General features: G+C 60.9%; 3 protein-coding genes and 1 pseudogene. All 4 read left to right on the forward strand.

What is annotated here, in order from left to right; all coding sequences use genetic code 11:
• Nucleotides 1-130: 130 nt before the first annotated feature.
• Complete coding sequence (locus KGB27_RS31300; RefSeq protein ID WP_008025303.1) at nt 131-439, forward strand: PepSY domain-containing protein; 309 nt, start codon at nt 131-133, stop codon at nt 437-439.
• Nucleotides 439-744, forward strand: a complete 306-nt coding sequence (locus KGB27_RS31305; RefSeq protein ID WP_008025305.1) for a PepSY domain-containing protein — start codon at nt 439-441, stop codon at nt 742-744. Before KGB27_RS31300 ends, KGB27_RS31305 begins: the two co-directional genes overlap by 1 nt.
• 3 nt (nt 745-747) lie before the next feature.
• Nucleotides 748-1416, forward strand: a complete 669-nt coding sequence (locus KGB27_RS31310) for a response regulator transcription factor (RefSeq protein WP_008025306.1) — start codon at nt 748-750, stop codon at nt 1414-1416.
• A pseudogene (locus KGB27_RS31315) lies at nt 1413-1895 on the forward strand (ATP-binding protein); the annotation flags it as partial. The gene KGB27_RS31310 and the pseudogene KGB27_RS31315, both read left to right, overlap by 4 nt.

Here is a 1895-nt window from a genome sequence, read left to right on the forward strand (position 1 = left end):
CGCTCCCACAGGTTTTGTGTCGGTCGGTGATGGCGCGTTGTCATGGCCAATGATGGCAATTCAGTTTCAATTAAGTTCGAATCGCTAAGGTGCCTTCCGTACGCAACACATAAAAAATACGGAGACACCCATGAAAACCCTGACTGCCCTGTTCACTGCCTCCATCGTCGCCATGACCGTCAGCATCGCCCACGCTCGCGACCTGGGCCCCGACGAAGCCCTGCGGCTGCGCGACGCTGGTACCATTGTGTCTTTCGAGAAGCTCAACGCCACGGCATTGGCCAAGCACCCTGGCTCGACGGTCACCGAAACCGAGCTGGAAGAAGAGTACGGCAAGTACATCTATCAGGTGGAGCTGCGCGACCCGCAAGGCCTTGAGTGGGACCTGGAATTAGACGCGGTCAGCGGGCAACTTCTCAAGGATCATCAGGATACGTAATGAAGGTGTGTTCATTGTCACGCATGGCGCTGGTGCTTCTGGCGTTTTGCTCGATCGTCATGGCCCGCGACCTTGATCAGGACGAAGCCCTGCGCCTGCGCCAGCAGGGCGTGATCCTGCCGCTCGAACAAGTGGTGAAGCAGGCGCTGGAGCGTTATCCAGGCTCAAAACTGCTGGAAGCCGAGCTCGAAGAGAAACACGACGTCTACATTTATGAAGTCGAGCTGCTGACCACCGAAGGCGTGGTCCGTGAACTGGACCTCGACGCCGCCACTGGCGAGTTACTGAAAGACAAGGAAGATTGACCGATGCGATTGCTGCTGGTGGAAGACCATGTGCCCCTGGCCGACGAACTGATGGCCGGCCTCAACCGCCAGGGCTACGCCGTGGACTGGCTGGCCGACGGTCGAGATGCGGTGTATCAGGGCAGCAGCGAACCGTATGACCTGATCATCCTCGACCTCGGTCTGCCCGGTTTGCCGGGGCTCGACGTGTTGGCGCAATGGCGCGCCGGTGGGCTGGCCACGCCGGTGTTGATCCTCACCGCGCGCGGTTCCTGGGCCGAACGGATCGAAGGCCTCAAGGCCGGCGCCGACGATTACCTGAGCAAACCTTTTCACCCTGAAGAGCTGCATTTGCGCATTCAGGCGTTGTTGCGCCGTTCCCACGGCCAGGTCAATCAACCGACGTTGCAGTCAGCCGGACTGCACCTGGACGAAGGCCGCCAATGCGTGACCCGCGACGGTGCCGACATCCAGCTCACCGCCGCGGAGTTTCGCCTGCTGCGCTATTTCATGCTGCACCCCGAGCAGATCCTCTCCAAAAGCCACCTCGCCGAACACCTCTACGACGGTGAAACCGAGCGCGATTCCAACGTGCTGGAAGTTCACGTCAACCACCTGCGGCGCAAACTCGGGCGCAGCGTGATCGAAACCCGTCGCGGCCAGGGTTACCTGTTCGGCGGGCAAGCGCAGTGAGGTCGATCCAGCGCCGCTTGAGTCTGGGGCTGATCAGCGTGATGGTGATCGTCGGCCTGGTGCTGGCGCAAACCAGCCTGTGGTTGTTCGAAATGGGCTTGCAGCGCTACCTCGAAGCGGGGCTGCGCAACGACAGCGAAAGTTTGCTGGTGGCGCTGGTGCGCGGGCCGCAGGGCTTGCAGCTGGATGAACGACATCTGTCACCGGCCTATCAGCGGCCGTTTTCCGGGCATTACTTCCGCATCGATTTTGCCGACAGCCATTGGCGCTCCCGTTCGTTGTGGGATCAGGAATTGCCGCGCCTCGAACATCCCGGCCTGCACAGCAACCTGCAACTGGGGCCGGAAGGCCAGCAATTGCTGGTCTTGCGCTCGGACTATCGCCGTTTGGGACAATCGATCTCCATCAGCGTCGCTCAGGATTACACGCCGGTGCGCGAGAGTTTCAAGCGCATGCAGCAAGTGGGGCTGGGGCTGGGG

It is taken from the genome of Pseudomonas sp. BF-R-01 (assembly GCF_019946615.1).
Lineage (GTDB): Bacteria > Pseudomonadota > Gammaproteobacteria > Pseudomonadales > Pseudomonadaceae > Aquipseudomonas > Aquipseudomonas migulae.

Excerpts from the sequence above, each read along its gene's own strand:
- KGB27_RS31300 (WP_008025303.1), top strand. The coding sequence starts at position 131 with ATGAAAACCCTGACTGCCCTGTTCACTGCCTCCATCGTCGCCATGACC.
- KGB27_RS31305 (WP_008025305.1), top strand. The coding sequence starts at position 439 with ATGAAGGTGTGTTCATTGTCACGCATGGCGCTGGTGCTTCTGGCGTTT.
- KGB27_RS31310 (WP_008025306.1), top strand. The coding sequence starts at position 748 with ATGCGATTGCTGCTGGTGGAAGACCATGTGCCCCTGGCCGACGAACTG.